The organism is Gordonia alkanivorans NBRC 16433, assembly GCF_000225505.1.
In the GTDB taxonomy this organism is placed as follows: domain Bacteria; phylum Actinomycetota; class Actinomycetes; order Mycobacteriales; family Mycobacteriaceae; genus Gordonia; species Gordonia alkanivorans.
In genome coordinates this window covers 46,590-67,373 of record NZ_BACI01000045.1, presented here as the reverse complement: position 1 = coordinate 67,373, position 20,784 = coordinate 46,590, and the positions used below count along the sequence as shown (strand labels likewise).

The window sequence follows — 20,784 nt, the reverse complement described above, 5'->3', positions numbered from 1 at the left end:
GCGCAGACGCCATGTAGACGGTTACCCGCGAACGGCGGGGAAGGTCAGCTGGGTTGGCGCTCGGCGAGCATTGCCAGACGGGTCAGACACTCGTTCAGCCGGGGAGACATGACCGTCTGCTGCACAACCGGCGGAATCCATTTCAGTGGTGCGGTCTCGACGAACTCTTCCATACCGATGATCGAGCCGTTGCCGTCCTTCTCGATCGTCATCCGGATGCGGGCGCGACCGAAGGGCCAGCCGGCGGCGGAGAGCTCCAGCAGCCCGGCCTTGGATTCGCACGACGTGGTCTCGTCGTTGAGCAGCGCCGGCCAGACACCCACCGAGTGGTGGATCCTCGACCCGGCCTGAGGCCAGTTGGCATCGACGTCGCGGATGCGTGATGCGCCGACCACCCAGGAGGCGTAGAGCCAACCGTTGGACAGCACCGACCAGACCTGTGCGGGAGTTGCGGATGTGTGGCGTTCGACGCGATTCATGGAATGTTCTCCGTTCAGTCTTTGTCTCGGGACTTGGTGAGGTGTCTGCTGATGGTGCGGCTCAACGTCCGTCGTGGTAGCCCGCGCAGGCCGTCAGAGGCGAGGGCGGCGCGGGCGGCGTTGCTGCCGCAGGCGCCGTGGACTCCGCCTCCGGGATGTGCGGCTGACCCCGCGAGGTATAGGCGGTCCACGGGGGTCGTGGCGCCACCGAGGTTCGGCGTCGGCCGGAAGACCAACTGCTGGAACAGTTGTGCCGTACCGCCGTTCACCGTCCCGTGAACGAGGTTCGCGTTGGCGGTCTGCAGGTCGTGTGGGGTCTGCACGTGGCGGCCGACCATCATGTCCGAGACACCCGGAGCGTGTTCCTCGAGGACCTCGTCCATTCGAGCGGCGAGGAGTCGAGCGGCCTCGTCGTCGGTGACGCCACGGGGGAGATGGCTGTAAGACCACGCGCTCTCGGTGCCGGTAGGCGACCTCCCCGCGTCAGCCGTCGTCATCTGACCGAACAGCAGGAACGGGTGTTCCGGGATGTTGCCGGTCTCGATGTCGGCGGTGGAGTAGGCGATGTTGCGTGCGTCCGCCCCGAGATGCACGGTCCCCGCTCCGGTCAGATTCGAGCTGCGCCAGGGGATCTTCCCGTCGATCGCATAGTTCACCTTCACGACCGGGGTGTCCCAGACGAACCGCTGGAGGTCGTCGAGCACCCGCGCTGGCACGTCGGCTGGCGAGAGCAGTTCTGTGTAGAGCGCAGATGCCGAGACGTCGGCGAGGACGGCCCGATCGGCCTTCCACCGCCGTCCGCCGCGGTCGACGACGCCGACCGCCCGGCCGCCCCGGACATCGATCCAGGAGACTCGGCTGCCGCAATGTATCTGTGCACCAGCACTCTCTGCGCGACGCCGGAGTGCGGCCGAGAGGGCGCTCGCCCCACCGACTGGAACCGGGTATCCGGTGTCCTGACCCAACATGGTCAGCAGGTATCCCATCACGCCGCTCCCCGGTGCGTGAAGGGGGATGTCGGCATGCAATGCGTTGCCCAGGATGAGTAATCCGGCCTTCTCGCTGCGGAAGAGCTCTCGCACCATCTGGTCGGCCGGGAGCACCAGGAACCGCGCGAGACGCAGTGCTTCCGCGGTGCCGATCGAGCGCAGGAGGGACAGGACCGCGCGAACCGGCGGAAACGGCCCGAAGAGGGTGTTGAGGATGGCGGGTCGGAGCGTCTCCCATTGACCGACCAGATCGAGCCAGGCCTGGCCGTCGCGGCGGTCGAAGGTGGCAAGGTGGGCTGCGGTGTCGGCGGCGTCGGGGTGGATGACCGGGGCGTCGTCGTCCTCGGGGCCGGCCGGGTGGCCGAACGCCAGCGGTGCCCGGCTCCACTTCAGGCCGTGTTCGTCGAGTGCGAGGTCGGTGAACACGGGGGAGGCGACCGCAAGAGGATAGAAAGCGCTGAACAGATCGGTGACATAACCGGGGGTCAGCTCGGCACTCTTGATCGCGCCGCCGACCTCGGGGGCGGCTTCGAGGACCGTGACGTCCCAGCCGGCGTCGGCCAGCCTGATGGCGGAGATGAGCCCGTGTCCGGCGCCGACCACGACCGCGTCCGACACTCGCCCCAACTCCCTTCGCTGCTACGCGGGCCGTCCGGCCCATGGGTGGAAGGGATACCCGTCCGGTCGCGTGGCAAACGCGGCGCGAAGGTGTAGGACGTGACCGCGCGGGTAGTCCGAAACGGTGAAGATCTCCCTGAATCTGGGCCACGTGTGGCATCCGCGAGTCACCGACGAACGCCTCCGCCGGTTGTGTGCGGGGCGGAGCGCCGTCATCACCGGCGCCGGCTCGGGCATGGGTCGATCGCTGGCGAACAGGGTGGCCGCGGCGGGGATTCCGGTGCTGATCAGTGACGTGGACATGCGGGCCCTCGCCGAGACCGCGAGATCGGTGGCACGCCATGGGGTGGAACCGGACGCCACCGAGGTGGATGTCGCCGACGCCGTGGCTGTCACCGCCTACGCCGACGAGGTGACGCGACGGCACGGTGCACCCGCGCTGGTGTTCAACAACGCCGGCATTACCATGGTCGCGTCGGTCCTCGACGAGGACGACGACTACGCACGGCGGATCATGGCCGTCAACTTCGGTGGCGTGGTGAACGGTACGCGAGCGTTTCTCCCGTATGTCGATGCCGTTGGTGGACGAATCGTGAACACCTCGAGCGCATTCGGGTTGATGGGGTCCCCCGCGCAGTCCGCGTACTCGGCGTCGAAGTTCGCTGCTCGCGGGTTCTCGGAGAGCATGCAGAAACAGTTGCGCGCGAACGACTCCCGAGCCCGTATCCATATCGTGTGCCCGGGGGTCGTGCACACTGCGATCGCCCGGCGGGCCCGGTACGTGGACCCGGCGGTGCGAGAGTACGTCACCAAGGGATTCGACCGGCGACTGCCAGGTGCCCACCCCGACGCCGCGGCGACCGCGATCCTCGCGGGGGTGCTGGGCGACCGCGACCGAATCCTCGTCGGGATCGACGCACGGGTCCTCGACCTGGGCGTCCGACTGCTGGCCGGCGCTCTGCAACGCCCCGTCGCGACGGTGACCGGACCGGCGTTCCAGCGGATTCTCGGCGCGCGGTGACGTGCTGCGGATCAGCTGTCGGAGGAGTCCTGCGAGAACAGCTTTCGAGTCGCAGGACCTTCGAGTACCTCGCCAGAATGACTGAACCGAGAGCCGTGCAGCGGACAGTCCCAGGACTGCTCGGCGTCGTTCCAGCGCAGCACGCCGTACAGATGGGTGCACAGCGGTGCGACGGACTGCGTCTGGCCCGCCACGGTGCACACGCCCTTCGGTGAGGCCCCGGAATGCCCGACGCTGCCGTCGCCCTCGGCGGGTGAGGAGTTCGCCGGTTTCAGCAGGCCGAGGTAGCCGCCCACCATGTAGGCCGCCACCTGCGCGTTGGCCGATGCTGCCGACGCCAGTGATCCGGGCTTGGTGATCTCGGAGGAGCGCCAGGGGCGAACGGTCTTGGACCAGTGGGGTTCCGAACCGAGGATGCGCCCGGTCATCGACAACGCCGCCGCGACGCCGTTGGTGAGCCCCCACTTGGCGAACCCGGTGGCGACCTGAACGCTCTCCATGCCGGGGAGAAGTGGTCCGACGTAGGGCAATTCGTCGATCGTCGTGTAATCCTGCGCCGACCATCGCGCCACCATGCGGGCGGTGGGGAAATGCTTCTCGGTCCACGCGATCATGTCCAGGGCATGCTGCCGTTCGGATTTCGTGCGGCCCACCTCGTGTCCGAAGCCGCCGACCATCAGCAGCTCGCCGTCGTAGCCCGGTCGGGTCGCGGTCCGCAGCGAGACCGATGGATTGTCGGCGCCGAGATACATCTCGCGCGGGATCTCCTCGTCGACGGTGAACGCCGCCGCGTACGAGCGCTGCGGATGCACCCGCGCGAAGAACCCGGCGCGATCGAGGAACGGAACACCGGTCGCGATCACGACCGATTCGGCTCGGACGTCGCCGGCATCGGTGGTGAGGGTGTGCGGCGTGCCGTGGCGCAAGCCCTGCACGCGGACGCCCTCGTACAGGTGGCCGCCGTGCCCGCGCAGGTCGTCGGCGAGGGCGCGCAGCACCACCATCGGGTCGATCTGCGCTTGCCCGTCGAGACGGATGGCCGTCTTGACGTCGAACGGGAGTTCCGGAACGTCGACGTGTTCGACCGGGATGTCGTGCGCCCGGCAGGCCTCGAACTCCTTCTCCACGGTCTTCGCACCCGACGCGGTGGCGGCGAAGGTCAGCGCCGCACGCTCGTCGACCTGCAGACCCCGGTGGGTGAGGTAGTGCCGGAGCCAAGCCTGGCCCTCGAGGTTCGCGTCGACGTAGTCCTGCACTGCGGGCTTCCCGTGCCGACTCGAGATCGACGACAACCGCGTGCCCTGCAGCAGCGACAGCTTGCCGGTGGTGTGGCCGGTCGCGGCGGCGCCGATGTGGCGGGCTTCGAGGACGGCGACCTTCTGTCCGGCCCGCGCCAGCAGAAGTCCCGTGGTCAGGCCGGTGATGCCCCCGCCGACGACGATCTGGTCATAGGTGTCGACGGTCCCGAACGGGGTGGTCTCGGGACGCACGTCGGGGAGCCCGGCGTGATCGGAGTCGTTCGCCGGGTCGAACCAGAGGGTTTTCATGGTGGTCGGGGTTGCCGCGATCAGGCGCGATCAAACATTTCGCCGCCGGGAGCTGCGGGGTAGGGTTTTCGACTGGGAATCGAAAACATCCCGCCGGAGTTGAGACAGTACGACCGGCGAAAGGCGGATGACATGAGTACGTCCACATACGGACCGGGGGCGGACGCGGGTGACGCGGACCGTGCCGATCTCGTCGTGGTGGGGGCCGGTATCGCGGGCCTGACCGCCGCACTCTGCGCTGCGCAGAGCGGACTCTCGGTCGTCGTGGTCAACAAGGGCCCGAGCTGGCGTCCCGACCGTGGGGAGCAGCCGACCTCGACGTTCTACGCCCAGGGCGGCGTCGCGGTGGTCATGCCCGATGTCCGCTCGACCGGTCCGGACGACGTCGACTCGATCGATCTGCACCTCGCCGACACGCTCGCCGCGGGCGGCGGCCTCACCGACCCCGTGGCGTCGCGCCCGATCCTGGCCGACGGATGGTCGTCGGTGTCCGCGCTGATCGCGTGGGGCGCCGACTTCGATCGCGATGCGGACGGCGAGCTCCTGCGCACGCGTGAAGGCGGCCATTCGGTGCGACGGATCATCCACGCCGGCGGCGATGCCACGGGCGCCGCGATCCAGCGAGCGCTCCACAACGCCGTCGCGCAGCGGGAAGCCGGCCCCGGGCGGTGCATCCGCTTTCTCGACGACGCCATCGTGACCGGGATCCGGGTCGACGACGGCCGGGTCGCGGGGGTCTCGTATCTGCGGAACGCTCGATGGGGCGTGGTCGACGCGCCGACCGTCCTGCTCGCCACGGGCGGTGCGGGGCATCTCTACGCGGCGACGACCAACCCGTCCGGTGCCACCTGCGACGGCATCGCGCTGGCGCTGCGGGCGGGTGCGCACGTCGCCGACCTCGAGTTCATCCAGTTCCACCCGACGATGCTCTACACGCCGGGCGCCCGCGGGCGCCGGACGCTCATCAGCGAGGCCGTGCGAGGGGAGGGCGGTCGACTCGTCGACGTGCACGGACGGTCGGTGACCGACGGCGTGCACCCCATGGGCGACCTCGCACCACGCGATGTGGTCGCGAACGCCGTGGAGACCGCCATCGAGCTGACCGGGCATCCGTGCGTCTACCTCGACATCAGTGGGTTGCCCGACTTCGAGCGGCGATTCCCGACGGTGAGCGCCGGAATCCGGGCGGCCGGTATCGACCCTGCCGACAACCGCATCCCCGTCGTGCCGGGCGCCCACTACCTCTGCGGTGGCGTGGTGACCGACGACGAGGCGCGCACCGCCGTCGACGGTCTCCTGGCAGCCGGGGAGGTCGCGCGGACCGGCCTGCACGGGGCCAACCGGCTGGCGTCGAACAGCCTGCTCGAAGGGCTCGTCATGGGACGCCGTGCCGCAGCGGTCGCCGTTGGACGACGTCACCTGCGGCCGACGCGCCCGGTTCCCGTCACGACGCCGGGACCGGCGCCGATCCTCGACCGCGACCTGCTCCAGGACACGATGTCGCGCCGGGTGGCTCTCCGCCGGTCCGCCGACGGACTGGCAGCCGCGGCGGCGACGATCGCGAGTGCGCCTCGGCGAATCCCCGCAACGGTGCGCGAGGTCGAGGACGCGGCACTCACGCTGACCGCGTCCGCCGTCGTCGCAGCCGCGACCGCCCGGACCGAGTCGCGTGGCGCTCACGTCCGAACGGACTGCCCACTCACGGCCGAGGTCGGGGAATCCCACACCTTCCGCCTCGTCGACGGGGAGATCCGCGAGTCGGGATTCGCCGGCATCGCGGTCTGAACACCAGGCGCGCGCCGCGCACCCGAACACGCAAGTAGATGCGGTCGTCGGATACGAGCGATACATTGGCGCCGATGACCCACAGCTCACCAGACGCGCACGACGCCGAACCCCACGACCACTCCGATACCCCGCGACACGAGACCATCGACCTCGGACACATCACCCTCCACGCGCTGGTGTGGGGCCCGGTCGACGGCCCGGTTGCGGTGTGTCTGCACGGCTTTCCCGATTCGGCGTGGACGTGGCGTCTCCTCGCGCCCGAACTCGTCGCCGCCGGATATCGCGTCGTCGCACCGTTCACCCGTGGGTACGCTCCGTCGGACATCCCGCGGGACAAGGACTTTCATGTCGCGGCCCTCGCCTACGACGCCCGCGAGATCCACCGTGCGGTGGGCGCCGGTCCCGACGCGGTACTCATCGGGCACGACTGGGGTTCGTTGACGGTCAACGCCCTGTCGCACCGTTCGGACAACCCGTACTCGGCGGTGGTCGCGATGTCTGTTCCGCCGATACCCGCCATCCGGCGCGCGGTCGCCGAGGGGCCGGGAGCGGTCCGACTCCTGGCGCGACAGGCGACGATGAGCTGGTACATCGGGTTCAACCAATTGCCGTGGCTGCCCGAGCGGAGTCTCGACTGGCTGATCCCCCTGCTGTGGCGACGCTGGCGGATCCGACGCCCCGGAACCCCGCGGCCGAATTACGACCTCGACGTCGACCGTGCCGTGGCCGCCCTGCCGACACGCGCACATCGCGCTGCCGCCCTGGGCTACTACCGCGCGATGCTCCGACCCCGGACCGATCCGCGGTACGCCGACCTCCGCGACGCCTGGTTGGGTGAACCCCGTTGCCGCACGCTGTATCTGCACGGCGCCGACGACGGCTGCATGCAGTCGAGATTCACCGACCACGTGCGGGGCGTGTTGCCCGACGGCAGTGCCGCCGCGGTCATCGCGGACGCCGGACACTTCCTCCACCTCGATCGCCCGGAGGAGGTGAATCGCCGGATCGTGATGTTTGTCGCCGGGACGCGCGGGGGCGAACAGGGTGGCACCGGACCGGCCTCCTTCGTAGACTGACGCCCGGGATCTTCACAGCACCGCGGCCGCCGGGGACGCCGTGGCGCTTGCCGGGGGGCGAGCCGAGGTCGGCACGAACACTCGAGAACCACTGCGAAGACCGGCGTGGCATGGCTGGATGGCGCGCGTAGACGTGAAGTACTGCAGGTATGAAGGGGAGTCCGCATGAACGGCGAAGGCTGTTGGTCGACGGTGGTGTGCCGGCCGACCGAACGGGCGGCGCTGGGACTGTCGGGTGACTCCGATTGGTTGTTGCAGTGCCGTCTCGCGATCGGCCATCGCGGGAACCACGCGACCGATGCGAGCACCCACCCGCGGCACGACCGCCGCCTCTGGCTCGAGTGGAACGACTTCGACGATCGCGCCCAGTCCCTCATCGAACGCAACCCGTGCCCGGTCCCATCGCCGGAAGGCGTCGGCTGCGTCTTCTTCGTCGGCCACGGCGGACCCCATTTCTATGCGCATTCGAACGGGCACGCCCCGTCGGTGATGTCCGGTGCCGGAACCGGTCATCATCAACGCCCTGCTCCCGGTCCCGACCGGACGGGGTCGCAGCCGCCGGCCCCGCATCCGCAGCGGATGGGGTCGCACCGGTTGCCGGACTCGCATCAGCCGCCCGCACCGCTTCCCCCGGCCGGGGCACCTGCTCCCGAGTCGGCCCACAGGGCCGAGCCCGAACCCACGCCTGAGTCGGGATACCGCGGCGGCCGCCGGTCGACGAACGCCGAACCGATCGCCGCCGAGGACTACCACGGCCGACGCCACCGGTCCGTCGCGCCGGGCCGAGACGTTTCCGGCCCGGCGCAACCCGGTCCGGTGGTGCCGCAGGCCGCTTCTCCGGCGGGCGCAGCTGTCCCGCCCGGGGTTGTCCCGGATGCGCAGGCAGAGGTTGCCGACCATTCCTCGGAGCCGGTTTCCGCAGCCGAAGCCGCACGTCGCGCCGAGATCAGCGCGGCCCTCGACGACGTCGCCGTAGCTCTGGCGCGCCTCGCCGCCGCATTGCGGCCGTAGCTCCCGCGATCTCCGAACCCCGACGCGCCCGTGTCGGGGTTACGCGTTGCGCTCGCGCTCGACGGCCGCCGATCGAGATCACATACGGTAGGGGGGTACCGTCGACGGTTGAACGCTGGTATACCTGGTGAGGCATACCCCTGAGGGGTACCCGTCACAACAGGAGCGACATGGACGAGCACCAGCACGGCTACATCGGCCGCAAGGACGACTACCTCAAGCGACTCCGCCGCATCGAGGGTCAGGCACGTGGGCTGCAGCGCATGGTCGAAGAGGACTCGTACTGCATCGACATCCTCACCCAGGTGTCGGCCATGACCAAGGCACTGCAGGCGGTCAGCCTGGGTCTGCTCGAGGAGCACATGGCCCACTGCGTCGTGCGCGCCGCGCAGGAGAGCGACGCGGCCGGCAAGGAGAAGGTCGACGAGGCCATGGCCGCGATCGCGCGGCTCGTGAAGTCCTGACGTCGACGACCGGCCACACCCACGAGACTTCAACCAGAGGAGTACGGATGAGCACCACCAGCAACTACACCGTCACCGGCATGACCTGCGGCCACTGCGTCGCCTCCGTCCGCGAGGAGATCGAGGAGATCGCCGGCGTGACCAGCGTCGACGTCACCCTCGAGAACGGAGCCGTGCGCGTCGTCGCCGATCGTGAGATCCCGCGCGAGGAGATCGCCGGAGCGGTCGCCGAAGCCGGGTATTCACTGGTCTGACATGAGCATCCCCACGGGTCCTCTGGCCTACGTCGTCGCGCTGATCGCCGCTTTCGCGATCGCCTTCGGTGTCGGCCGGGCATGGGGACCGCAACCCGAGCCGGTCACCCACGACGCACCCTCGCACGGCGTCGTAGAGACGACCGTTCCCGACTCCAGCCCACGAGGCGACACGACACACACCGACACCGATCACGGCGACGTGACGAATGGAGGCGACCACTGATGTCCGCGAGTCCTGGCCTGCAACTGGTCGACCTCGACATCTCCGGCATGACCTGCGCGTCGTGTGCGAACCGCATCGAGCGAAAACTCAACAAACTCGACGGCGTGACCGCCTCGGTGAACTACGCGACCGAACGCGCCCACGTCGAGGTCCCCACCGGTCTCGCCGCCGACGACCTCATCGAGGTGGTCCGGGCCGCCGGTTACGACGCCGCGCCGATCCTGCCCGACCCGCCGACCGGGTCGGAAGCGGACACGACCGACACCGCACCGACCGCAGATCCGGAACTCGACGCGCTTCGGCAGCGGCTGATCGTGTCGGCGGTGCTGTCGGTCCCGGTGATCGCGCTGGCGATGATCCCGGCCTGGCAGTTCACCTACTGGCAGTGGCTGTCCCTGACGCTGGCCGCGCCGGTGGTCGTGTGGGGCGCCTACCCGTTCCACCGCGCGGCCTGGATCAACCTGCGGCACGGCGCGACCACGATGGACACGCTCGTGTCGGTCGGCACGCTCGCCGCGTTCGGCTGGTCGCTGTACGCCCTCTTCCTCGGCACGGCCGGTACGCCCGGCCTCACCCACGGATTCGACCTGCTGCCCCAACGAACCGATGGGGCATCGCACATCTACCTCGAGGCGGCCGCGGCCGTCACGACCTTCCTGCTGGCGGGTCGCTACTTCGAGAAGCGATCCAAGCGGCGCGCCGGTGATGCACTACGTGCACTCATGGACCTCGGGGCCAAGGATGTCGTGGTCCGCGGGCGCCGGGAGCGAAGCGAGCGGGCCCAGGATTCAGAGAGCGGCGTCGAGACCCGAATTCCCATCGGCCAGTTGGTCGTCGGCGACGAGTTCGTCGTGCGGCCGGGAGAGAAGATCGCGACCGACGGCGTCGTGATCGAGGGTGCTTCGGCAATCGACGCGTCGATGGTGTCCGGGGAATCGATCCCGGTCGAGGTGACCGCGGGTGATGCGGTCATCGGCGCCACCGTCAACACCAGCGGACTGCTCGTCGTCCGGGCGACCGCGGTGGGTTCCGACACCGCGCTCTCGCAGATGGCACGCATGGTCGCCGCCGCGCAGGAGGGCAAGGCCGACGCGCAGCGTCTGGCCGACCGCATCTCCTCGGTGTTCGTGCCCGCGGTGATCGCGATCTCCGTTGCCACGCTGGGCTTCTGGCTGGGTGCGGCGTCGTTGGATGACTTCGCAGGCGGTGACGTGACCTTCGCCTTCACCGCGGCGGTGGCGGTCCTCATCATCGCCTGCCCGTGTGCGCTCGGGCTCGCCACTCCGACCGCTCTGATGGTCGGCACGGGCCGCGGCGCACAGCTGGGCATCCTGCTGAAGGGGCCCGAGGTGCTGGAGTCGACCCGGCGCGTCGACACCATCGTGCTGGACAAGACCGGCACCGTCACCACCGGCGACATGTCGGTGTCGACGGTGACCGCGGCCGCCGGTAGGGACGAGTCGCAGGTCCTCGCGTGGGCGGCGGCAGTGGAGGCCGGGTCGGAGCACCCGATCGGACGCGCCGTCGTCGACGCGGGGCGTGAGCACGTGTCGGAGAAGGCCCGGGATTTCGTGTCCACGCAAGGTGCCGGTGTTGCCGGCACCGTGGGAGACAGGCGAGTCCGGGTCCTCTCGCCCAGCAAGGTGACCGTACAGATACCCGCCGACCTCGCGACCGCGGTGTCGACCGCCGAGTCGGGTGGCGCGACAGCGGTCGTCGTGCTTGTCGGGGATACGAAAGAGGATGCGTCCGAACCGGTTCCGGTCGGCGTGATCGCGGTGGCCGACCGGATCAAGGAGTCGTCGGCAGAGGCCATCGCCGAGTTCCGGCGCCTGGGTCTCACGCCGAAGCTGCTCACCGGCGACAACGAGGGTGCGGCCCGCGCAGTGGCCGACGAGGTCGGGATCGACGACGTGACCGCGGGTGTCAGCCCGCAGCGCAAGCTCGAGGTGATCGCCGAACTCCAGGAGCAGGGCCGCGTGGTGGCGATGGTCGGCGACGGCATCAACGACGCCGCGGCACTGGCGCAGGCGGACCTCGGTCTCGCCATGGGCACCGGCACCGACGTTGCGATGGCGGCCAGCGACCTCACGGTTGTGAGCGGTGACCTACGCGTGGTCGCCGACGCCATCAGACTGGCGCGTCGAACCCTCGGCACGATCAAGGGAAACCTGTTCTGGGCCTTCGGTTACAACGTCGCCGCGATCCCGTTGGCGGCCGCCGGAATGCTGAATCCGATGATCGCCGGGGCTGCGATGGCACTCTCCTCGGTGTTCGTCGTGGGAAACAGCCTGCGGTTGCGCCGGTTCTCCCCGACCCGCTGAGAACCGCCCCGGAAAACACGCCCAACTGAGAACCGCCCCTGAGAGCAACTCTCCAGAGAGGCGCCGGCGACATAGTGTCGTCGGCCCCGCTCCACAGGGTGTCTCTCAGGGGCGGTCTTCAGTGAGTGGGTACTTCAGCTCACACGCGAGGTCACCTTCGCCGCGGCGTGACGACCGGCGCGGCGACCGAAGTACGATCCCTCGCCCAATTGAGTTCCGCTGCAATACCCCTTGCAGTCTTGCGCGATGTTGGTGGCGCTCGCGCCCGCGGCGTACAGGCCCTTGATGACCGACCCCGACTCGTCGAGCACCTCGCCGTCGAGCGAGGTCGCCATGCCGCCCATGGTGAAACCGGCGTACACCGCCTTACCCAGTGAGAGGTCGTAGACGGCCCAGGGGCCCTTGTCCTGGGGTTCGAGGAACTCGGCCGCCTTGTGGAAGTCGGGATCCTCCTTCTTCGCGGCGTTCTCGTTGTACCGCGCCATCGTTTGCTGCAGATTGCCCTCGGGGATGCCGAGTGCGGCTTCCATCTCCGCGATGGATTCGTAACCGTCGATGAACTTGATCAGGTAATTGTGCTCCTGATTCATGTGCGATTCGTCGACGATGAGGTATGCCGTCGAATCCGGTTGTTCCAGAATGAATCCCGAGGTGCGGGCGTGGTACGAGTCCTCGGTGACGAATCGCTCGCCGAACTTGTTGACGATGACGCCCATGACCATGCTGGCCGGCGGGTAGATCGGGGCGGTGATGAACGCCTTGTCCATGTACTTCAGTTCGGCGCCGACCGAGCGGCCCATGCGGAGTCCGAGGCCGTCGTCGTAGGTGTTGCCCAGGACGAACGGCTTCTCGGCGAGGTGCGGCGTGTGCTCGGCGACCATCTCGGGGTTCATCACGAAGCCGCCGGCGGCGATGATCACCGAGGTGGCGCGGATGACGCCCTCCTCGCCGGGCCTCTTCCAGGTCACTCCGGCGACCGTTCCGTCGGAGTCGACGACGAGCTGCCGGGCGCCGGTTTCATACCGTACTTCGACGCCGAGCTCGCCGAGACGCTTGACCAGCAAATCGATGACCAGCGAGGCGCCACCGGTCTCGCCGGGAACCGGCACCTTGTGACCGCGCGGGGCGGGGACGGCCTGGTCCTTGAACGGCCAGACCTTCTCGTTGCCGGTGTACATCAGGCCTTCGGTGCCCGGTTGGATGACGGCTTTCTCCGGGTAGAAGCTGCGCTCGAAGGTGAAGCCCAGCCCCTCGAGCCAGTTGAAGTGGTCGACGCTGTCGACGCAGTACGCGTGGATCTTGTCGGCCTCGGGGTCGATGGACACCGCGGTCAGGTACTTCTCCATCTCCTCGGGCGAGTCGTCCTGACCCGTCGCCTTCTGGACGGCGGTGCCGCCACCGAGATAGAAGAAGCCTCCCGACAGTGAGGTGGTGCCGCCGGCCGCGGCGGCACGTTCGATGAGCAGGACGCGCGCCCCGTTCGCGGCGGCCTCTGCCGCGGCGCATCCGCCCGCGATGCCGAATCCGATCACGACGACGTCGACCTCGTCGGAGAATTCGGTCACCGATTCGAGGGCGACGGTCTCCGGGATCTCGGTACTGGTAGCCATGCGGCCAGATTAGCGGACTAACTAGAACCTGTTCTAGTCTTGGCGTCCATTCATCGGGACACCTTAGTGTTCGCACCGAATCAGCAGGTCAGCCGATTGATCGTCGGATGAACGGCGGGCCTTCGGCCGCGACCCGCCGCCACGTGCCCGAACTCCGGTATCAAGAAGTGTGACCTTCTCGTCGACCCCTCGTGCGCACACCGCGGCCCCGTGGCTGGCGGGGATCGTCGCGGTGGGTGCCGGACTGGCGGCCGGGGAGATCGCCGCGGTCCCGGTGTCGCCGGACGCGTCCCCGTACTTCGCGGTCGGCTCGTCGGTGGTCGACCACTCGCCCGAGGCGGTCCGGGAATGGGCCATCCAGACCTTCGGCATCGCCGACAAGGTCGCCCTCTTCGTCGGGATGGGCATCATCATCGCCGTGATCGCCGGCGCCTGCGGGTACCTCGAGCGGCGGCGTCCACCGCTCGGTTCCGCGATCATCGCGGTCTTCGCTGCCGTCGGAGTGCTGGCGGCGGTGAACCGGCCGGGCGCTACGTGGACGTATGCGCTGCCGTCGGTCCTCGCCGGGGTCGTGGGCATCGTCGTACTGAGGCTGCTGCTGGCACAGCTCGACGACGAGCCGCCGCCGGTCGAGGATGGTGATGCGGAAGATCGCGTCCACCAACCGATCTCGCGCCGGTTCGTCCTCGCGGCGGGTGGCGTTGCCGTGGCGGCCGTCGCGATCGGCGTCATCGGCCGTCGCATGCTCGCCGACACCGCGAGCACGCTGGCCGACCGTGCGCGGATCCTGCTGCCGAAGCCCGTCGACCCGGCACCGCCGATCCCGCCGGGTACCGAGATCGACCTCTCCGGCGCAACGTCTTTCATCACCGGCAACGACGACTTCTACCGCATCGACACCGCGCTCCAGGTGCCGACGCTCACCACCGTCGAATGGCGACTGCGGATACACGGCGAAGTCGACAGGGAGGTGACGCTCGCCTGGGACGACCTGCTGGCGATGCCGATGACCGAACGGCTCGTGACACTCGCGTGCGTGTCCAACGACGTCGGGGGAGACCTGATCGGCAACGCGCGATGGCTCGGCGTGCCGATGCAGATGGTCCTCGATCTCGCCGGAGTGCGGCCCGGAGCGGACATGCTGCTCTCCACCAGTGTCGACGGATGGACCTGTGGCACACCGATTTCGGACATCACCGATGGTCGCGACGCCCTGCTGGCGGTCGGTATGAACGGCGGGCCGCTACCCATCGAACACGGGTATCCGGTCCGTCAGGTGGTTCCCGGTCTGTACGGGTACGTGTCGGCGACCAAGTGGGTGGTCGACTGGGAGATCACCAGGTTCTCCGAGGCCAGGGCGTACTGGACCGATCGCGGATGGTCCGCGCTCGGACCCATCAAGCTGGCCTCACGGATCGACCGCCCGGCCCGGGGTACCTCACATCCTGCGGGTGAGGTCGTCATCGCCGGAACGGCGTGGGCGCAGCACATCGGCGTCGAGCGCGTCGAGGTCCGGATCGACGACGGGCCGTGGCAGCTCGCGGAACTGGCGACCGAGTACAGCGTCGACACCTGGCGTCAGTGGAAGTTCGTGTGGCAAGCGGACAAAGGCGACCACACGGTCACGTGCCGTGCGATCGACAAACAGGGGCGCCCACAGGTCGAGCGGTATCAGTCCCCCGCGCCCGATGGCGCGACCGGTCTGGACGAGCGTAGATACACCATCGCCTGATCGTCTCACCAGCGATTTCGGGGCCGGACGCTGGTCAGATAAAGATTATGAGAAATGGCGTTGTCAAGGGTTGAGTGAGGTATCCGACTCTCCTGAGATTGCGCTGAGAGCCCGTGTTATGTTTCTCCAACCTCTATATGTGAGCCGGGTGACAGTCATCGCTGTCAGAGCCCGAGCACTTCGTGACCTGCGTCAGGTCGTCCGCACCGCCGACACATGGCGGAGCTGCACGATTTGCACGCAGGTCACGGCGTTGTACGCATGTGCGCCGACGACGGCGCCGAAAACAAGGCGGCGCTGACTCAGCGTCGCCACCAGACAGGGTGAGAGTTATGACAGTGGGTGTCGTGCGCGAGACGGCCCCGGGGGAGCGCCGCGTGGCGCTTGTCCCGAAGGTGGCCGCCTCGCTGGTGGGCAAGGGTGTGCCCGTCGTGGTGGAGTCGGGGGCCGGTCTCGGCGCCCTGATTCCCGACGAGGCGTACACCGAGGCCGGGGCCACGATCGGTGATCCGTATTCGGCTGATGTGGTGCTGCGGGTGTCGCCGCCGTCGGATGCCGAGATCGGCAAGCTGCGCAGTGGGCAGAAGCTGATCGGTTTCCTGGCGCCGCGCAATGCCGACAACAAGATCGGCGCCCTGCGTGCGGCGGGTGTGGAGGCGTACGCGGTGGAGGCGATCCCGCGTATCTCCCGTGCGCAGGTGATGGATGCGTTGAGTTCGCAGGCCAACGTCGCCGGTTACAAGTCGGTGATCGTGGCGGCGGATCTGTCGACGCGGTTCTTCCCGATGCTGACCACTGCGGCGGGCACGGTGAAGCCGGCGACGGTGCTGGTGCTCGGTGTGGGTGTGGCCGGTCTGCAGGCGTTGGCCACGGCCAAGCGTCTCGGTGGGCGGACCACCGGCTACGACGTGCGCCCCGAGGTGGCCGAGCAGGTGCGGTCGGTCGGTGCGCAGTGGCTCGATCTCGGTATCGACGCCGCCGGCGAGGGCGGTTATGCCCGCGAGCTGACCGAGGAAGAACGCGCGCAGCAGCAGCAGGCGCTCGAGGACGCGATCAAGGGCTTCGACGTGGTGATCACCACCGCGCTGGTCCCGGGTCGTCCGGCCCCGCGCCTGGTGACCGCAGCCGCGGTCGAGGGTATGAAGCCGGGCAGCGTCGTGGTGGATCTGGCCGGTGAGACCGGCGGCAACTGTGAGCTCACCGAACCCGGTGAGACAGTCGTCAAACATGACGTGACGATCACCGCGCCGCCGAATCTGCCGGCGACCATGCCCGAGCATGCCAGCGAGCTGTACTCGAAGAACCTCCTCGCCCTCATCGAGCTGATGCTCGACGACAACGGTGCGATCACACCGAACTTCGACGACGAGGTGCTCGCTGCTTCGTGCGTCACGCGTGAAACACCCCAGGAGGTGAAGGCCTGATGTATTCCGGACTTCTGGCGAATCTGGCGATCCTGGTGTTGGCCGGGTTCGTCGGTTTCGCGGTCATCTCGAAGGTTCCCAACACCCTCCACACCCCGTTGATGTCGGGTACGAACGCCATTCACGGCATCGTCGTGCTCGGTGCGCTGGTGGTGCTGGGCAAGCTCCCTGCCGATGCCGGGTGGGGTGTGCGCATCATCGCATTCGTCGCGCTGGTGTTCGGCACGCTCAACGTGATCGGTGGCTTCGCGGTCACGGACCGGATGCTGGGCATGTTCAAGGGTAAGAAGGAGGCCGCCAAGTGATCGGCTCGCAATTGGTGCTCGCCGCAGGCGCGCACACCCCGAGCGAGGGCCTGTCCTACCTGGTCATGGCGCTCTACATCGTGTCCTTCTCGTTGTTCATCTACGGCCTGATGGGCCTGACCGGCCCCAAGACCGCGGTGCGCGGCAACTGGATCGCCGCGACCGGTATGGGTCTGGCGGTGGCGGCGACGCTGCTCTACATCTACAACGCGGGCGCGGTCGGCGAGGACGGACATTCGACCGTCGGTGTGCCGACGATCAACTGGGTCCTGATCGCGATCGGTCTGGTTCTCGGTGTGGTGCTGGGTATCCCGCCGGCGCTGAAGACCAAGATGACGGCGATGCCGCAGCTGGTGGCACTGTTCAACGGTGTCGGTGGTGGCACGGTCGCGCTGATCGCGTGGGCGGAGTTCATCGAGACCTCCGGGTTCTCGGTGTTCCACAACACCGAACCGGCCTCGCCGCTGGTGGTGGGCTCGCTCATCGCGGCGATCATCGGTTCGATCTCGTTCTGGGGATCGCTGGTGGCGTTCGCGAAGTTGCAGGAGATCATGCCGAAGGGTCTGGAGAAGACCTTCGTGGCGAACGCGAAGTTGTTCCAGGCCGCCAACATCGTGCTGCTGCTGGTTGCGTTGGGTCTGGCGATCTACCTCGGCGTCCAGGCCACCGACGGTGGCGGGGCGAGTGTGTGGTGGATGGTCGGGCTGCTGCTCGCCGCCGGTGTGATGGGTCTGTTCGTGGTGTTCCCCATCGGCGGTGCGGACATGCCGGTGGTCATCTCGTTGCTCAACGCGATGACCGGTCTGTCGGCTGCGGCGGCGGGTATCGCGCTGGACAACACCGCGCTGATCGTGGCCGGCATGATCGTCGGTGCGTCCGGTTCGATCCTGACCAACCTGATGGCCAAGGCGATGAACCGGTCGATCCCGGCGATCGTGTTCGGCTCGTTCGGTGGCGGCGACGCCGCGGTCGCCGGTGGTCCCGGCGCCGAGGGCGGCACGGTCAAGGCCACCTCCGCTGCCGACGCCGCGATCCAGATGGCGTACGCCAATCAGGTGATCGTGGTGCCCGGTTACGGTCTGGCCGTGGCCCAGGCACAGCATGCGGTCAAGGAGATGGCCAGCCTGCTCGAGGCCAAGGGCGTGGAGGTCAAGTACGCCATCCACCCGGTGGCCGGTCGTATGCCGGGGCACATGAACGTGCTGCTGGCCGAGGCCGACGTCGAGTACGACGCGATGAAGGAGATGGACGACATCAACGGCGAGTTCGGCCGTACCGATGTCGCGATCGTGATCGGCGCCAACGACGTCACCAACCCGGCGGCCCGTAACGATCCGTCCAGTCCGATTCACGGCATGCCGATCCTCAACGTCGACGAGGCACGCTCGGTGATCGTGCTGAAGCGGTCGATGAGTTCGGGTTATGCCGGCATCGAGAACCCGCTGTTCTTCGCCGACGGCACCTCGATGCTGTTCGGCGACGCCAAGAAGAGCGTCGACAGCGTCATCGAGGAACTCAAAGCGCTGTAGTCGCTTACGGTTTCGACGACAGACCCCCGGTGATTCCGCGAATGCGGGACCCGGGGGTCTGTTGCCTGATCAGGGCAGGATGTCGAGGGCGGCGGAGACGATGCTGTCGGTGTCGATGCCGTGATGCCGGTAGACGTCGTCGAGAGAGCCGACCTGACCGAACCTGGAGACGCCGAGATTGGTGCTGCGCACCCGGTTGATGCCGGCCAGGAAGGCCAGGGTGTGCGGGTGTCCGTCGAGGACCGTGACCATCGGGGTGGCACGGTCGCCCGGGAAGAGCTGATCGAGGATCCAGCTCTCACCGGTACCCCGCCCCTGCCGCGCCTGCCAGGCCTCGAAGAGAAGGCCGGGGCTGGTGATGCAGAGGACGTCGGCGTTGATCCCCGACTGCTGCAAGCGATCTGCGGCGCTGAGGGCTTCGGGGACCAGGGCCCCCATCGCCACGATCGTCACCTGTGCGTCCCCACCCCGCCGGAGGGGATAACCGCCGGCGACGACCTGGCGGCGTCGACGCTCACGCGCAGCGGGGTCGGCCGGTACCGCGGCGAGGGACTGATCGACCGGACGGGTCGAGAGACGCAGATACGCCGAGGTGCCGTCGGGGCGGCCGAGCCGGGACAGAGAGGCCAGCAGGGTCCACTCGACGTCGATCCCGAACGCCGGTTCGTAACTGACACAACCCGGTTGCTCGAGGCCGATCGATGGCGTCTTGATCGACTGGTGGGCGCCGCCCTCGGCCGCCAGCGTCACCCCGGAGGGGGTGCCGACCAGGATCGACTGGCCGCCGGCGTAGATGCCGTACGACCAGGGTTCCAGGGCGCGTTCGACGAAGGGGTCGTAGAGCACGCCGATCGGCAGCAACGGCTGTCCCCAGCGGCTCCACGTGGCACCGAGTTCGCCGATCAGACCCACCAGATTGGTCTCGGCGATACCGAGTTCCATGTGCTGCCCGGTGGGCCGCTCGTTCCAGTGCATGATCGTCTCGGGGTCGTCGGCGAACCAGTTGTGCCGCTCGGTGGGCGACCAGACGCCGACCTTGTTCACCCAGCCACCGAGATTGGTGGTCGAGCTGACATCCGGGCTGACGGTGACGACTCTTTTCGCCGCATCCGGCGACTGGCGGGTCAGGTCGAGCAGCGACCGGCCGAGCGCGGCCTGGGTGGTGCTGGTGCCCTTCGGGGTGCGTCCGAAGTCGGACGGGATGTCGACATCGGGCAGCGGCGGGACCGGATCCCGTTGCAGCCGTTGTGCCGCAGCGGCACACAGTCGGCCCGCCGGGTCGTCCTCGGCGAAGCGACCCCACGGCTGGTCCGGGTCCATCCGGAGGGTGGCCGCCAGCTGTCGGTACTCCTCGACGGTCAGCAACGCCGAATGATTCTGTGGGTGGCCCTGGGTGGGCAATCCGTAACCCTTGATGGTGTAGGCGATGATCACCGTAGGGCGGGTGTCGTCGATTTGTCGATACGCCTGCGACAGTGCCTGCAGATCGTGTCCGCCGAGGTTGCGAACAGCCGCCAGGAGTGTCGAGTCGTCCAGCGTGGCAATGAGATCGGATATCTGCCGACTCTCGGAACCGGTGCCGGGCAGGCGGTCCCGGACCTCGTCCGCGGTGCAGCGAAGAAGTCGCTGGTACTCCGGGTTCGGCATCTGCAGGATGCGGGTCCGCAGTGCGTCGCCACCGGGGCGGGCGAAGAGCGATTCGAGCAGCTGACCGAACCGTACGGGGATGACCTGCCAGCCGGCCGCCTCGAACATCTTCTCCAGGCGACGGGCGGCGATGTTCGGTACGACGCGGTCCAGTGACTGGCGGTTCAGGTCGACGATCCACACCACCTCGCCGAGATCGGCGATCCCCGGATCGAGGATGGCCTCCCAGACGGCGCCCTCGTCGAGTTCGGCATCTCCGACGAGCGAGTACTGCCGGCCGCGGCCGGTGTCTCCGACGTGGGTGTCGACGTAGCGTCGTGCCATCGCGCCCCAGATCGGGGCGGTCGCGCCGATGCCGACCGAACCGGTGGAGTAGTCGACGGTGTCCGGATCCTTGGAACGGCTGGGATATGACTGCAGACCGCCGAACTCGCGAAGCGTGGTCAGGTACTTCTCGTCCAGCGTGCCCAGCAGATAGTTGATGCCGTGGAGCACCGGCGACGCATGCGGTTTCACCGACACGCGATCGCCGGGACGCAAGTGCTCGAACCACAGCGAGGTCATGATCGAGACCATCGATGCGCACGACGCCTGGTGGCCGCCGACCTTCAGCCCGGTGGGGTTCGGCCGAACCCGGTTGGCGTGGTGGATCATCGAGGTCGACAACCAGAGCACACGTTGCTGGATCGACTCAAGCGCGGCAAGCTCGGCCGTCACCGCGCCGTCCGATGCCGGCGGAG

General features: G+C 68.2%; 17 protein-coding genes. 12 read left to right on the top strand and 5 right to left on the bottom strand.

The genetic code is table 11. The features are described 5' to 3' along the window. Nucleotides 1-44: 44 nt before the first annotated feature. Nucleotides 45-479 carry an SRPBCC family protein gene (locus tag GOALK_RS06560; RefSeq protein WP_006358018.1) on the bottom strand — a complete coding sequence of 145 codons (435 nt, stop codon included), beginning with the start codon at nucleotides 477-479 and terminating at the stop codon, nucleotides 45-47. Between the two features lie 14 nt (nucleotides 480-493). Then, the gene (locus GOALK_RS06555) at nucleotides 494-2,086 is read right to left on the bottom strand and encodes a phytoene desaturase family protein (protein ID WP_006358017.1); all 1,593 of its coding nucleotides are present in this window, start codon (nucleotides 2,084-2,086) and stop codon (nucleotides 494-496) included. 124 nt (nucleotides 2,087-2,210) lie between these two features. On the opposite strand from GOALK_RS06555, the gene GOALK_RS06550 reads away from it, so the two are divergent. Beyond that, the gene (locus GOALK_RS06550) at nucleotides 2,211-3,107 is read left to right on the top strand and encodes an SDR family NAD(P)-dependent oxidoreductase (protein ID WP_006358016.1); all 897 of its coding nucleotides are present in this window, start codon (nucleotides 2,211-2,213) and stop codon (nucleotides 3,105-3,107) included. Nucleotides 3,108-3,118: 11 nt separating this feature from the next. On the opposite strand, the gene GOALK_RS06545 is transcribed toward GOALK_RS06550, so the two are convergent. Further along, nucleotides 3,119-4,654 carry an FAD-dependent oxidoreductase gene (locus GOALK_RS06545; RefSeq protein ID WP_006358015.1) on the bottom strand — a complete coding sequence of 512 codons (1,536 nt, stop codon included), beginning with the start codon at nucleotides 4,652-4,654 and terminating at the stop codon, nucleotides 3,119-3,121. Between the two features lie 132 nt (nucleotides 4,655-4,786). Between GOALK_RS06545 and nadB the strand changes: the two genes are divergently transcribed. The 7 genes from nadB to GOALK_RS06510 all read left to right on the top strand — a co-directional run bounded on the left by nadB (nucleotide 4,787) and on the right by GOALK_RS06510 (nucleotide 11,797). Then, nucleotides 4,787-6,439 (top strand): L-aspartate oxidase, encoded by a 1,653-nt coding sequence (gene nadB, locus GOALK_RS06540; RefSeq protein ID WP_006358014.1) that lies wholly within the window; start codon nucleotides 4,787-4,789, stop codon nucleotides 6,437-6,439. Nucleotides 6,440-6,513: 74 nt separating this feature from the next. After that, nucleotides 6,514-7,518, top strand: a complete 1,005-nt coding sequence (locus GOALK_RS06535; RefSeq protein WP_040004047.1) for an alpha/beta fold hydrolase — start codon at nucleotides 6,514-6,516, stop codon at nucleotides 7,516-7,518. 165 nt (nucleotides 7,519-7,683) lie between these two features. Then, nucleotides 7,684-8,529 carry a hypothetical protein gene (locus tag GOALK_RS06530; protein WP_006358012.1) on the top strand — a complete coding sequence of 282 codons (846 nt, stop codon included), beginning with the start codon at nucleotides 7,684-7,686 and terminating at the stop codon, nucleotides 8,527-8,529. A 170-nt stretch (nucleotides 8,530-8,699) separates the two neighbouring features. Beyond that, nucleotides 8,700-8,993, top strand: a complete 294-nt coding sequence (locus tag GOALK_RS06525; protein WP_006358011.1) for a metal-sensitive transcriptional regulator — start codon at nucleotides 8,700-8,702, stop codon at nucleotides 8,991-8,993. A gap of 47 nt (nucleotides 8,994-9,040) precedes the next feature. Then, nucleotides 9,041-9,247, top strand: coding sequence for a heavy-metal-associated domain-containing protein (locus GOALK_RS06520; protein WP_006358010.1), 207 nt, complete (start codon nucleotides 9,041-9,043; stop codon nucleotides 9,245-9,247). A gap of 1 nt (nucleotide 9,248) precedes the next feature. Further along, nucleotides 9,249-9,473 (top strand): hypothetical protein, encoded by a 225-nt coding sequence (locus tag GOALK_RS06515; RefSeq protein WP_006358009.1) that lies wholly within the window; start codon nucleotides 9,249-9,251, stop codon nucleotides 9,471-9,473. Continuing rightward, nucleotides 9,473-11,797 (top strand): heavy metal translocating P-type ATPase, encoded by a 2,325-nt coding sequence (locus GOALK_RS06510; protein ID WP_006358008.1) that lies wholly within the window; start codon nucleotides 9,473-9,475, stop codon nucleotides 11,795-11,797. The genes GOALK_RS06515 and GOALK_RS06510 overlap by 1 nt, the downstream gene beginning before the upstream one ends. Nucleotides 11,798-11,931: 134 nt before the next feature. On the opposite strand, the gene GOALK_RS06505 is transcribed toward GOALK_RS06510, so the two are convergent. Then, complete coding sequence (locus GOALK_RS06505) at nucleotides 11,932-13,407, bottom strand: FAD-binding protein (protein WP_006358007.1); 1,476 nt, start codon at nucleotides 13,405-13,407, stop codon at nucleotides 11,932-11,934. Nucleotides 13,408-13,576: 169 nt separating this feature from the next. Between GOALK_RS06505 and GOALK_RS06500 the strand changes: the two genes are divergently transcribed. The 4 genes from GOALK_RS06500 (at nucleotide 13,577) to GOALK_RS06485 (ending at nucleotide 18,397) form a co-directional block, all read left to right on the top strand. Then, nucleotides 13,577-15,139 carry a molybdopterin-dependent oxidoreductase gene (locus GOALK_RS06500; protein WP_006358006.1) on the top strand — a complete coding sequence of 521 codons (1,563 nt, stop codon included), beginning with the start codon at nucleotides 13,577-13,579 and terminating at the stop codon, nucleotides 15,137-15,139. A 332-nt stretch (nucleotides 15,140-15,471) separates the two neighbouring features. Continuing rightward, a complete protein-coding gene (locus GOALK_RS06495; RefSeq protein ID WP_006358005.1) occupies nucleotides 15,472-16,563 on the top strand; it encodes a Re/Si-specific NAD(P)(+) transhydrogenase subunit alpha in 1,092 nt (363 codons plus the stop codon). Further along, entirely contained in the window at nucleotides 16,563-16,868 is a 306-nt protein-coding gene (locus GOALK_RS06490; RefSeq protein WP_006358004.1) for an NAD(P) transhydrogenase subunit alpha part 2, read from the top strand. The genes GOALK_RS06495 and GOALK_RS06490 overlap by 1 nt, the downstream gene beginning before the upstream one ends. Then, nucleotides 16,865-18,397: an NAD(P)(+) transhydrogenase (Re/Si-specific) subunit beta gene (locus tag GOALK_RS06485; protein WP_006358003.1), complete on the top strand. Its 1,533-nt coding sequence runs from the start codon at nucleotides 16,865-16,867 to the stop codon at nucleotides 18,395-18,397. Before GOALK_RS06490 ends, GOALK_RS06485 begins: the two co-directional genes overlap by 4 nt. Nucleotides 18,398-18,466: 69 nt before the next feature. Here the strand turns inward: GOALK_RS06485 and GOALK_RS06480 are convergent, their stop codons facing one another. Continuing rightward, the gene (locus tag GOALK_RS06480) at nucleotides 18,467-20,761 is read right to left on the bottom strand and encodes a thiamine pyrophosphate-binding protein (RefSeq protein WP_085948632.1); all 2,295 of its coding nucleotides are present in this window, start codon (nucleotides 20,759-20,761) and stop codon (nucleotides 18,467-18,469) included. Between the last annotated feature and the right edge of the window lie 23 nt (nucleotides 20,762-20,784).